Origin of the sequence: Bartonella sp. DB5-6, assembly GCF_000278115.1 — a bacterium.
Taxonomy (GTDB): Bacteria; Pseudomonadota; Alphaproteobacteria; order Rhizobiales; family Rhizobiaceae; genus Bartonella; species Bartonella refiksaydamii.
Window position 1 is genome coordinate 6214 of record NZ_JH725122.1, and the last position, 9973, is coordinate 16186.

The following is a 9973-nucleotide window of genomic DNA, read 5'->3' on the forward strand; positions in this document are numbered from 1 at the left end:
CGCCCGATTAACATCACTTTATTTAGCATATTTGTAGCCCCATTAGATTTGCACTTTATACATGCAAAATCTTAGCATAATTTGCATATTTATTCAATTATTTCAAAAGGATATTATTGTTTTTTAACATATAAAATTATATTTAATATGCAAAAAAACATAAATAGTTCAGTGTTCATTTAAAACTCTTGATATACATACATAAATGTATTAACATAAGATATGAAAATAAGATTTGAATGGGATGAAACTAAATCAAAAAGTAATCTTAGAAAGCACCGTGTAAGTTTTGAAATTGCTGCTCGTGTTTTCGCAGAACCGTTCGCCATGGTTAAACAAGACCGTATTGAAAACGGGGAATATCGTTGGCAAACTTTGGGGCTTGTGGATGGCTTTTTACTGCTGCTCGTAGCGCATACTGTCCATGATGATAAAGATGGTATAGAAGTAATCCGTATTATTTCAGCGCGGCGAGCTAACTCGAAAGAAAGGAAACGTTATGAAGAAGAAAGTTCGTTATGAAATTGATGTAGGTAACTTATCACCTTTGACAGATAAACAGAGAGTTGAAGTTGATAAACTGGCTGCAATGCCAGACAGTGCAATTGATCATAGTGATATTCCAACACTAGATGATGCATTCTGGAAAAACGCCGTTCGCAATCCATTCTATAAACCAACCAAAACTGTCACAACAGTGCGTGTGGATTCAGACGTTCTAGCGTGGCTTAAGAGTCAAGGGAAAGGGTATCAAACGCGGATTAACGCCATTTTACGTGATGCTATGCTTCGTTCAATGCGTTAATTTTTTTCCGCTTAAAATATAGCTTAACTATCTCCCCGTCTGTGAAGACGAAGAGATGAATCATGTTTCTAAAGCTAAGCAACCTTTTTAATGGGGTGCTCCAAACTTGGTTCATAAGCTCGCAACAAAGAATCCATGCTATGCGGTAGTTTGGAAGTTCCAAAACCTGTACGAACAGCCAGAATCTTTGTCACATTTGGCGATTCCTCTTGAAGTTTTAAAATCAAAGCTTTTTCTACCATACCCATGATCTCAATCAGTGCACTGCAGTCTTTGTCTTCAATGTCTTCACAATTGACAAACTGAAACAAAGCCATCCACAAATCATATAAAAAATCGATACTGCTATTCATTGTACACCCCCAAAGATTTGTTCTCTCAAACAAGCCAATCCTCTAGATGTAATTTTTGTTGAAGGCAGCACCTTTTCTGTTCCATCCGGTCTTTGAATGGTAATAGCAGGGCAATCCATGAATCCTTTCTTGATTTTATCCTGATAAGGTAACAACGGACCACTTGGAGCCCGTCGATACACCCAATCATGTTTACGCAAGTAATCTGTTAAATCCTTTGGTCGTACTTCAAGCATTTTTGCTGCTTCAATAAGACCAAACAACCCATCAGAACGCTTTAAGCCCTCAAGTGTTTTTGCTTTGGGTGTTAACTCGGCAATTACATGATCTTTCTGCTCGATTTGGCTTTGTAGATGATTCAAGACTCCCAGCAATGCTTCTGGTTTGGAGTAGTCTATTTGTGGTGTTGCTACTTGTTTTAAAAGCCGTTCACATTTGATAAAGTATAAACGAGCTTCTCTACCTTTTTTATTATTCTCAAGCATAGAGAGTTCTTTGGCTACGCTTAGCGTGAGGTGATAGTCTTTACGATTGTGACCACCCCTGCCTTTGCTCCCCAAAATCGGGGAGCAGACAAAGTCTTGATTTTCTAATAAATTATATTTGTTGATACGGTCAGTAATCCAAGTAGAGAAATCTTTTCCTATTTCTAAAAACCCATGTAACTCGCGTGCGTTAACAGTTTGAACGATATCACCATTAATCGTAGTTTGATATATGTCGATTAAATACTGTGCCATGATTTGGCTCCTGTGTAATTAGACGTTTTTCATTGACACTCAAAAAGAGTGCCGGGTGCTGAAAAACACGGTACACAGTCCGTCGTTATGCTTTCCCTGTGAAGGTATTTTATAGCATAACTACACCCGACAAGGCTATTATACGCACGCAGCATATAATGAGTCAAAGTCTTTAATGTGCGGAAAAAGATTGTGTCGGCAATCCACCCGCTGTGTATTTAAGGCGTTTTTCAGGCACCTAATTGGATAATAGACACATTGTTGACATATTGTCAAGCGGTTTCCGATAGCTTTTTGATCTCATCTATAAGAGGTTCGTAATTGAGAACGCTTTTTGGAACATTACCTCCATAAACCCAAGCTTTCACTTGCGCTTTGGTACTGAAATCTGCTCCTTTTGGTGTATCGTAATACTGTCCGCCATCAAACTTTTCACACTCTCTTGTGCCATCAGGATATTCGTACAGGTTGTAAAAATACTCTGCCGCTCCGTCCCCCCATGGTACATAGCCAACAGCTGTTGCGATAAACTTTTTTTGCATTGGCTGTTTACGGTTTTTTTAAGAACAAATGTTTTAAAATCCTCATGCTTTTAGTCCATAATTTTACCAATGTGTCTATTTACCTCAAAATAGACCGTACAGAAGCGTTTTTAATTTCAATACGTTTTCTATCGTAAAATCTTAAAATCGCTCTCTACAGGGCCTTTTTTGTCGATTTAAATGCATGTCTATTCTCAAAACGATCAGCACTTTTCACTAGTTTGCTATGTGTTAAGAGCTGTGAGTACAAAATCAACATCTGAACAAAGATCTTCTTCCAAACCGCGACAATACGCTGCAAGATCAGCAGATGTTGGCACGAACGTTGTTGACATACCTTTGGCTTCACCACGTACAATCTGTTCGACAGCTTTGCATAGTGCCCATCGTGAAATACCTTGAAGCGCTACGGCATAAGCGCGAGCACAAGCATCTACATTCGCCATTTGTCTCATGATTAAGCCGCCTTCAAGTAGGCTAAAAGCCTTAGAAATATTATTGAGAGAAGATTTCACAGCAATCGTTTCTTTTAGCTTTTGACAAGCTTTGAGTGCTTTCTTTTCCTCTTCCCTCGTGATTTGTGCATGACCTTGTTTGATGCGCTCCGAAATCTTGGTCAAAAAGACTTTAAGTTCTAATGTTTCGTCAAAGTATTGTGTCATTTTTCTCTCATTTTTTTAAATCAAAAGTGTTTTAAAATTTACTCAAGCTGCTTCATCAGATTGATTCCCCAAAGCACTTAAACTAATCTTTGGTTTTTTAAGCATTTGCATCAGCTTAGCCCATTTTTCAGCAGAGACAGGTTCGCCTTTCGGCTTAATTTCTGGTCTATCGAGTGAGGTGAATATCCCTTTAACAGTAGTTCGAATATCGTTTTCAAGCTTCTCACAATAAAGCATAAGATCAGCAGAAGCGGGCATGAATGTTGTAGACAAACCTGCTGCTTTTCCTTTCATCACATCCCTTGTTGCGGTTTTGATTGCCCAACGGCTTAACCCATTGAGAGAAAAGAGATAAGCAACGGCTGTAGCTTTTTCGTCTTTTCTAGGCTGGCTTTTAAGCCCACCAGAAAGCATGAGAAACATAGCTTTGATTTCTTCCTCAGAAGCTTTTTCCTCAAGCTTTTGCAAAGCTTCATTACCCAACGAGATAATTCTCTTCGCTTCTGCAGGTAATGGCTTTTTGCTCGGTAGCCAGTGGAACGGTGCTTCTTGCATCATCCTCAAAGAGAAATTTGTATGGACTGTCTGCATTTTTGAAATCGGACATGTGCTGTGTAATTCTATAGGCACGACCGCGCTGTTGTCCTGTTTGTTCAATGCTTGCTTTTCCATAGTTTTTTCCTTTCTCTAAATTCTCGATAGCTTTTCGCACCCAGTTTCTCCATGTTGCTTGCCAATCGATTTTGCGTGCATCCTTACCTGCTCTAGCTTTCCAAAAATCTCGAAACTTTGCGATTTCGACTTTCACACGCTCTGGAGGCAACCCCTCTGCAATGGCAAAAGCGTAATCGGGTTCGAAATCATCAGGCAATCGACAACCGCGATTAGCTTGCGCTCGGTTTTGCTTTTTGGAAATGTTCTCTTGCTCGTGAATGGGAGGTTGGTTGTCTGATGAGGTTGTGATTTGCTCTGATTGGCTCTCGAGATCATGGACCTCCGTTGGCTCTTGAACCAAATCGATTGTTTCTAAATTTTCAGAACCAATTTCTTTTTTTGCTAAAACGTTAGTTTTAGTTTTTTTATATATATTCTTATTCTGGTTCTTTATAGCTTGATTTTGCTTAGCGTTTGCTTCAGCAAAAAAAACGTTTTGCTTGTCATTTGCTTCAGCAAAATTATTAACATGTTGTTTTGTATTATTTTTTGCTTGTGCACCTTTTTTACCAGCCTCACTACGAACTTGCGATATGTGCTCTTTTTTATCAGCAAAATCTTTCTGCTTCGTTGTCGTCTTTAGGCACATGTCCTTTGGAACATATCGCCCAGTCAGTCTTGGTGCCTAGATCAAGACAGAGAATAGTGTGTGTTAGCGGTCATGATACTTCCGCCTTTCTTTTGGACGGTTATCACAACCAATCTGTTGTGTTTCGCATTCCATTAAGAAAAGAAGACAGTAAGCTGCATGCGCTAAGTGTGGTAATCCGCTTTCAAGGTCCTTATCTTCTCCACTGAACCATGCTAATAAATGACGTAAAGCAGCTCCATACAAACGGCTCCAATTCATGCCATGACGCCAGTTGCTCGCACCGTATTTGTTTGCTCCAAACTCCAAAACACGACCAATATCAAGCAACGTGAGTGCTGGAATAAGATCAACACGCGGTTTCCCAATATCATTCTTATGTGCTTTAAAAACCATGATTATCCCCCTTAAGGCTATTGTGCGTTTATATGTGCGCTATGACCGAGCGTGTTGTGATTGCCTGTCTTGCAAAAATGTTTGTGAAAAAGGAACCTCGCAATGATTCATTGTTAATTAACAATCCTCATTTTTGGCTCAAATGACGCAAGTTAAAAAACTTCTCCTGCAAAAATAAAATCGATCAATCTTGGTTCTTCTTTTTTGTTAATTAAGCAAATGATTTTATTATTTAATTTATCAATTAGCTCCATTTGTGAAGCCAACTTTAATCTTTGTTCATACAGTGTCTTATTTTTTTGCTTAATTAAAGAGGATAGGTTTTCAAGTACTACTTGCTGTTGTTCAATTGACTTATCTCGCTCTGCAAGAGTTGCTTTATGCCATCTCACCCAACTATCAAATTTTGACTTATGCCATTCTTCTCGTTTTTTAAGAATTGTTGTGTGAGTTTCGTGTCGTTTCACAAGATCTTCTACGCTACAGTCACGATATGGTACTTTTCTCCATTCTTCCACCAATCTATCTCCATTCTCGATTTTCATATTGCAACCTATTAATCTGCAGGTCCGTGTGTAGATCTTCTTCAATATTCCGTTTCTCATGATCTTTCTTCTTTAAGAGTGTGAATGCTGCTGTTGATGTTCATTCTTTTCTTCATATTGAAGCTTCGTCATTTCATTTTGTTCACATGGCTTTATGCAAACAGTGGAACCCTTGACAAAAGAAGGCGTTGAGAGCGTTGCTTTTTCTTGTATTGCAGTAGTAAAATTTTCTTGATACCAATCACTAGGACTTACATAATTATCCGTAATCTTTGCTATTTGCTTTATTATCCTAGGCTGAGAAAATCTCTTCTTATTTATGTAACGCGCTATTGATGTCTGTGTAACACCTATAGAGGCTGCAAACTCAGCGTAAGTAATATTATTCTTCAATAAATATGATTTTAGCTTAAACATTCCCAAATCATACCATACTGGTATTTTTAATGCAAGAGAATTTTACCGTATTGGTATTTGAAAGATAAATTTTTTTTTATAGGATAAGAATCATGAATAACTTGAAATTTTTCAGAGAAAAAATGGGCTTAAGCTCTAAAAAGTTAGCTGAATTAGCAGGCACGAGTCAACCACAGATTTTTCGCTTAGAAAATGGACATCGAAAATTAACAAAAGAATGGGCTATACGTTTAGCGCCTCACTTATCCGTTACCCCTAAGCAATTGATGTTTTCAGAACAAGAGACAAATAACTTAGATGCACAAATAGAAGATATGCTCGAACATCTAAGCTATGATAACAAAGTTAAACTTCTTGATCTTCTTGCTTCATTTTATCAAGAAAAGAAATAATAAATTTCTTTTTTTCATCCTTTGTTAATTTTTTCCAAAACGCTAATATTTTCTCATTAATCAATAGATTTTTATCCATTATTTCGCCCCTTCCAAATATAAAATAAAAAAATAACCATTTTGGCATTGACTCAATATTACCATAATGGTATAGATATCTCATAAACCGCAAACAAACAATTGCCAAGAGGCGTTAGGGAGGAGAAATTATGGATAAGCCAATTCTTATTAATTCCAATGAAATTTTATTAGTTGTCTACGGTGATAATCAACACATTGGAGAGTCAGGTCCACTTGATGAAAACCAAGTTTTAGAGATTGTTGATGAAGCAGATGATACCGTACAAATCTTTCGTGTGAATCCTTCTGAGAAAAGTTGCGAAGATATCTCTGAAGATATCGCAGAACTTTATCTTAGAGAACGTGAAGAACAGTGTTTTAATGGAAAAATACCTCACGAATTTATTGAACATAGCGCAGCATACGGTTTTTTTTTAGACGATATAAAACAGCGCGAATATGATGACGCAATGTATGGTTCTTATGAACAGCAACACCGCTTGCGTCCATGTGATGTGCTTTAAACTCTAAGGGCGTTTGAGAAAGCGCCCCTCTCAATCCCACCAATATGAGGTCTGTAATGGAAAAGCTTCTTGCTACTCAATACAATATTATTCAGCATCAAAAGGTTCAAACTATTAGTGCTCGTGATTTACATGCCTTTTTAGAGGTAAAAACCGAGTTTAGAAAGTGGATAACAAACTGTATTAAAGAACTTAGCTTTAGAGAAGATGTAGACTTTGTACTTTCTACTAAAAAATTATCAAACTCCTCACGTGGAAATCCTTTTAAAGATTATGCTCTCACTTTAGACACAGCAAAACACATTGCCATTTGTGAACCTAGTCTCAAAGGTAAACAAGTGCGTGAATATTTTCTGAAATGCGAAAAAAAGGAAAATTCAAAAATCGATTATTCAAATCCTGAAACATTAGAAGATTTCTTAAGACATCTAAGACAGCAAATTAAGCACAATGACAATGTTGTCACAACGAACGGAGTGAAGCATGCATAATTTTATCACAACATCTGAAAGCGATTTTCAAAACACAACAGTTCAAACGATGTCTAGTCGTGAAATTGCAGAGTTATGCGGTAAAAGACATGACCATGTCATGCGTGATATTAAAAAAATACTTGAAGAATTATACACTGAAGGAGGTCTCCCCAAATTTGGGGGCACCTATTTAGATAAACAAGGCAAATCTCAAAACTGCTATCATCTCCCCAAGCGTGAATGTTTAATTCTCGTATCTGGTTACAACATGACATTACGAGCAAAAATAATTGACCGCTGGCAAGAATTGGAAAAGCAAGCAGTAATACCACAAATCGACTACTCAAGCCCTCAAGTTATGCTTGGTGTTTTAACATATCTCAAAAATGAAAATGAACAAAAAGATAACATTATTGCAAATTTAAAACCAAAGGCAATGGCTCTTGAAAGCTTACAGCGTCATGACGGACTCTTCGGTCTTACAGAAGCTGCTAAAATACTAGAGATGCAACCAAAACAGTTCATTCTCTTCTTACAGCAAAAAGGTTGGGTTTACAGACGAGCAGCAGGTGGAAATTTGCTTCCTTATCAAGACAAAATCCAAAAGAAACTTATGGACTGCCCAACCATCACACTTCAAACCGCAAGTGGCATAGAAAAAGTCATTCCTTGCGCAAAAATCACAACAAAAGGCATGGGGCTGCTGTCTCAAGAGCTTAAAAGACAAAGCATGCATTAATTAAGGAATGCAATAATGGAAAAGAAATACGAACTTACTGATGAAACAACAGAGGTTTATGGCAAAACTCTCCACCGCATTCGCGCATTAAGAGATTTTGGAAAAGTAAAAAAAGGTGATTTAGGAGGCTATATCGAAAAAGAAGACAACCTATCGCATCATGGTAATTGCTGGATTGGCGGTTATGCTTGTGTTTATGATGATGCTAAGGTTTACGAACATGCACAAGTTTACGGTCATGCAGAAGTTTACGGTAATTCTCGTATTTATGGACATGCAGAAGTTTTCAATGAACCACGTATTTACGGTCATGCAGAAGTTTACGGTGATGCATATATTTGCGGTGAACCTAAAATTTTTGATAATGCACAAATTTACGCAGAAGCACAAGTTTACGGTAATGCACAAGTTTCCGATGATGCGCACATTTACGGTAATGTAAAAATTTACGGTAATGCAGATGTATGTTCGGATGAATGGATTGGCGGAGATAAGGTCATCTCAACTGGAGAAAAGACCAGATGAAAAATACGAACGACTAATCTTATAGTATCTCTATAAGCCGTTTCTAACCACACAAACAACTTTTAAACACAAGCGTGATTCACGCCACGGGTGAGTTGCGCGCAAATGGAGGAAATCAAGATGAGTGAACTAAGTACCATGCAAACGGAATTAGTGGAAAAAACGAATGATTGTGAAGTCAAGCCAACTGCTATGGAACGCATTTTAAACAGAGCCTTAGAAAATGACGTCGACATGGACCGCTTAGAGCGTCTTCTTGCTTTAAGAGAAAAAGAAATAGAACGACAAAACTATCAAAACTTTGTCTCTGATCTTTCCGCTATGCAAACGGAATATCAAAAGATTGAAAAAACTGTTAAGAATAACCATACAAACAGCAAATACGCTACGCTTGATCAGTATATTGACGCTGTAAAGGACACACTTGCAAAACACAACTTTGCTTTGTTTTCTCATATTAAGCATCAAACAGAAAAAAACATTACCATAGAAATGACACTGTCTCATCCTTCAGGCAAGCAAATCTCAACACAAGGAACATTTCCCATTGACGGTACAGGCTCTAAAAATAGCATACAATCCGTTGGTTCTACACTTACCTACGCACGAAGATACCTGTTAGGCATGCTTCTTAATGTAGCAAGCAAAGAAGACGATACAGATGGAAATATGCCGACTAAACCTGCTTTGCCGCGCCAGATCAATGAAATCAGAAGACTTATAGTACAAACGCAAACAGAAGAAGCAAAGATACTTTCTTATGCAAACGTTGAAAAGCTTGATGATATCTCTGATCAGAGCGCACAAACCGTTTTGCATCTTTTGAAAGATAAACAAAACAAGCAAATGGCACCAACACAACAACAAACGGCGGTGTGAGATGGAACAAAGAACAGCAGAGTGGTTTCAAGCGCGCTTGGGTAAAGTCACTGCTTCAAACGTTTACAACGTACTCAGTAAGACAGCCAAAGGATTGCCCACAAGCAAATATGAAGATTACAAAATGAAACTCATGACAGAGCGCTTAACAGGAGAAATAAGCCAATCTTATACAACAGCGGCTATGCAATGGGGTGTTGTATATGAAGAGAATGCACTGAAAGAATATGAATTCATTTATGACACCAATGTTACAAAATGCGGGTTTATCCAACACCCCAAAATAGAAATGGCGGGGGCTAGTCCTGATGGGTTCATTGGAGAGGACGGTTTAGTTGAAGTCAAATGCCCACGATCAACGACCCATCTTCGCTTTTTTATGGATGGCGAAATCAAGCCTGAATATTACGCACAAATGCAATTCCAAATGGCGTGTACAGGACGCAAATGGTGTCATTTTATTAGCTATAATCCAAACTTTGTAGGCAGATCTACTGGTTTGAGAATGAAAATCAAACGCGTTCACCGTGACGAGGAACAAATTGAAGAGATCAATAAAGCTGTTGAAGCCTTTTTAGCAGAAATAGATCAAGACATGAAGCAAATCTTGACAAAAGC

The 9973-nt window shown here is 37.9% G+C and carries 16 protein-coding genes and 2 pseudogenes; 9 read left to right on the top strand and 9 right to left on the bottom strand.

The window, feature by feature from the left end; all coding sequences use genetic code 11:
• The first annotated feature begins 222 nt into the window (after window positions 1-222).
• Together MCO_RS08030 and MCO_RS08035 are read left to right on the top strand one after the other, a co-directional pair.
• Window positions 223-522 (top strand): BrnT family toxin, encoded by a 300-nt coding sequence (locus MCO_RS08030; RefSeq protein WP_007553742.1) that lies wholly within the window; start codon window positions 223-225, stop codon window positions 520-522.
• Window positions 500-805, top strand: coding sequence for a BrnA antitoxin family protein (locus tag MCO_RS08035; protein ID WP_007553744.1), 306 nt, complete (start codon window positions 500-502; stop codon window positions 803-805). The genes MCO_RS08030 and MCO_RS08035 overlap by 23 nt, the downstream gene beginning before the upstream one ends.
• Window positions 806-879: 74 nt before the next feature.
• Here the strand turns inward: MCO_RS08035 and MCO_RS08040 are convergent, their stop codons facing one another.
• The 9 genes and pseudogenes from MCO_RS08040 to MCO_RS08080 form a co-directional block, all read right to left on the bottom strand.
• Window positions 880-1158, bottom strand: coding sequence for a hypothetical protein (locus MCO_RS08040; RefSeq protein ID WP_007553746.1), 279 nt, complete (start codon window positions 1156-1158; stop codon window positions 880-882).
• Window positions 1155-1898, bottom strand: a complete 744-nt coding sequence (locus tag MCO_RS08045; RefSeq protein ID WP_007553748.1) for a phage antirepressor Ant — start codon at window positions 1896-1898, stop codon at window positions 1155-1157. The genes MCO_RS08040 and MCO_RS08045 overlap by 4 nt, the downstream gene beginning before the upstream one ends.
• A gap of 272 nt (window positions 1899-2170) precedes the next feature.
• Window positions 2171-2486, bottom strand: a pseudogene (locus MCO_RS08050) (hypothetical protein).
• Between the two features lie 178 nt (window positions 2487-2664).
• Window positions 2665-3102 (bottom strand): hypothetical protein, encoded by a 438-nt coding sequence (locus MCO_RS08055; RefSeq protein ID WP_007553750.1) that lies wholly within the window; start codon window positions 3100-3102, stop codon window positions 2665-2667.
• A 42-nt stretch (window positions 3103-3144) separates the two neighbouring features.
• A complete protein-coding gene (locus MCO_RS08060; RefSeq protein ID WP_007553751.1) occupies window positions 3145-3585 on the bottom strand; it encodes a hypothetical protein in 441 nt (146 codons plus the stop codon).
• A pseudogene (locus tag MCO_RS08065) lies at window positions 3578-4375 on the bottom strand (hypothetical protein); the annotation flags it as partial. The pseudogene MCO_RS08065 and the gene MCO_RS08060, both read right to left, overlap by 8 nt.
• 93 nt (window positions 4376-4468) lie before the next feature.
• Window positions 4469-4801 carry a dATP/dGTP diphosphohydrolase domain-containing protein gene (locus MCO_RS08070; RefSeq protein ID WP_007553753.1) on the bottom strand — a complete coding sequence of 111 codons (333 nt, stop codon included), beginning with the start codon at window positions 4799-4801 and terminating at the stop codon, window positions 4469-4471.
• 152 nt (window positions 4802-4953) lie between these two features.
• Window positions 4954-5346, bottom strand: coding sequence for a hypothetical protein (locus MCO_RS08075; protein WP_007553754.1), 393 nt, complete (start codon window positions 5344-5346; stop codon window positions 4954-4956).
• Window positions 5347-5418: 72 nt separating this feature from the next.
• Complete coding sequence (locus MCO_RS08080) at window positions 5419-5763, bottom strand: helix-turn-helix transcriptional regulator (protein WP_007553776.1); 345 nt, start codon at window positions 5761-5763, stop codon at window positions 5419-5421.
• Between the two features lie 92 nt (window positions 5764-5855).
• Here MCO_RS08080 and MCO_RS08085 point away from each other — a divergent pair, with 92 nt between their 5' ends.
• The 7 genes from MCO_RS08085 to MCO_RS08115 all read left to right on the top strand — a co-directional run.
• Window positions 5856-6155, top strand: coding sequence for a helix-turn-helix domain-containing protein (locus MCO_RS08085; RefSeq protein WP_007553778.1), 300 nt, complete (start codon window positions 5856-5858; stop codon window positions 6153-6155).
• A 209-nt stretch (window positions 6156-6364) separates the two neighbouring features.
• Complete coding sequence (locus tag MCO_RS08090) at window positions 6365-6739, top strand: hypothetical protein (RefSeq protein ID WP_007552478.1); 375 nt, start codon at window positions 6365-6367, stop codon at window positions 6737-6739.
• A 56-nt stretch (window positions 6740-6795) separates the two neighbouring features.
• Window positions 6796-7230: an antA/AntB antirepressor family protein gene (locus MCO_RS08095; protein WP_007553782.1), complete on the top strand. Its 435-nt coding sequence runs from the start codon at window positions 6796-6798 to the stop codon at window positions 7228-7230.
• Entirely contained in the window at window positions 7223-7951 is a 729-nt protein-coding gene (locus MCO_RS08100) for a Rha family transcriptional regulator (RefSeq protein WP_007553784.1), read from the top strand. Before MCO_RS08095 ends, MCO_RS08100 begins: the two co-directional genes overlap by 8 nt.
• A 15-nt stretch (window positions 7952-7966) precedes the next feature.
• Window positions 7967-8476: a hypothetical protein gene (locus MCO_RS08105; RefSeq protein WP_007553786.1), complete on the top strand. Its 510-nt coding sequence runs from the start codon at window positions 7967-7969 to the stop codon at window positions 8474-8476.
• Window positions 8477-8596: 120 nt separating this feature from the next.
• Window positions 8597-9355, top strand: a complete 759-nt coding sequence (locus tag MCO_RS08110; RefSeq protein WP_007553788.1) for an ERF family protein — start codon at window positions 8597-8599, stop codon at window positions 9353-9355.
• Window position 9356: 1 nt separating this feature from the next.
• Window positions 9357-9973: lambda exonuclease family protein (locus MCO_RS08115; RefSeq protein WP_007553790.1), on the top strand; the 617-nt coding region annotated here is incomplete at its 3' end.

Coding starts and splice junctions, on each gene's coding strand:
- MCO_RS08030 (WP_007553742.1), top strand. CDS start 223: ATGAAAATAAGATTTGAATGGGATGAAACTAAATCAAAAAGTAATCTT.
- MCO_RS08035 (WP_007553744.1), top strand. CDS start 500: ATGAAGAAGAAAGTTCGTTATGAAATTGATGTAGGTAACTTATCACCT.
- MCO_RS08040 (WP_007553746.1), bottom strand. CDS start 1,158: ATGAATAGCAGTATCGATTTTTTATATGATTTGTGGATGGCTTTGTTT.
- MCO_RS08045 (WP_007553748.1), bottom strand. CDS start 1,898: ATGGCACAGTATTTAATCGACATATATCAAACTACGATTAATGGTGAT.
- MCO_RS08055 (WP_007553750.1), bottom strand. CDS start 3,102: ATGACACAATACTTTGACGAAACATTAGAACTTAAAGTCTTTTTGACC.
- MCO_RS08070 (WP_007553753.1), bottom strand. CDS start 4,801: ATGGTTTTTAAAGCACATAAGAATGATATTGGGAAACCGCGTGTTGAT.
- MCO_RS08075 (WP_007553754.1), bottom strand. CDS start 5,346: ATGAAAATCGAGAATGGAGATAGATTGGTGGAAGAATGGAGAAAAGTA.
- MCO_RS08080 (WP_007553776.1), bottom strand. CDS start 5,763: ATGTTTAAGCTAAAATCATATTTATTGAAGAATAATATTACTTACGCT.
- MCO_RS08085 (WP_007553778.1), top strand. CDS start 5,856: ATGAATAACTTGAAATTTTTCAGAGAAAAAATGGGCTTAAGCTCTAAA.
- MCO_RS08090 (WP_007552478.1), top strand. CDS start 6,365: ATGGATAAGCCAATTCTTATTAATTCCAATGAAATTTTATTAGTTGTC.
- MCO_RS08095 (WP_007553782.1), top strand. CDS start 6,796: ATGGAAAAGCTTCTTGCTACTCAATACAATATTATTCAGCATCAAAAG.
- MCO_RS08100 (WP_007553784.1), top strand. CDS start 7,223: ATGCATAATTTTATCACAACATCTGAAAGCGATTTTCAAAACACAACA.
- MCO_RS08105 (WP_007553786.1), top strand. CDS start 7,967: ATGGAAAAGAAATACGAACTTACTGATGAAACAACAGAGGTTTATGGC.
- MCO_RS08110 (WP_007553788.1), top strand. CDS start 8,597: ATGAGTGAACTAAGTACCATGCAAACGGAATTAGTGGAAAAAACGAAT.